Source organism: Oleiphilus sp. HI0067 (assembly GCF_001635735.1).
In genome coordinates, this window is the sequence record NZ_LWFI01000690.1 from 1 (window position 1) to 396 (window position 396).

The following is a 396-nucleotide window of genomic DNA, read 5'->3' on the forward strand; positions in this document are numbered from 1 at the left end:
ATAGTTATCAATCATTAACAACATTACTTATCCCCCTTTGCAGATTCATTAGAAACACTGTCTACACCTTGCGTTGCCATTGCCACAGCTCTGAATACGGCTCGCCCTTTATTCATGGTTTCTTCCCACTCGTTTAAAGGCACTGAATCTGCAACGACACCGGCTCCAGCTTGAATATGAAGCACATCATCTTTAATCACGGCTGTTCGAATCGCGATTGCAGTGTCCATATTGCCGCTCCAAGACAAATATCCGACTGCGCCGCCATATACACCACGCTTCACTGGCTCTAACTCATCAATTATTTCCATTGCGCGAATCTTAGGCGCTCCGCTTAATGTGCCGGCAGGAAATGTTGCTCTAAGAACATCCATGGCTGAGCAACCATCTTTCAGC

The 396-nt window shown here is 46.2% G+C and carries 1 protein-coding gene; it reads right to left on the reverse strand.

All coding sequences use genetic code 11. The features are described from left to right. Positions 1 to 23: 23 nt before the first annotated feature. Positions 24 to 396, reverse strand: a 373-nt coding sequence (locus A3739_RS07810; RefSeq protein WP_197472172.1) for a chorismate-binding protein, incomplete at its 5' end; no start/stop codon positions are given.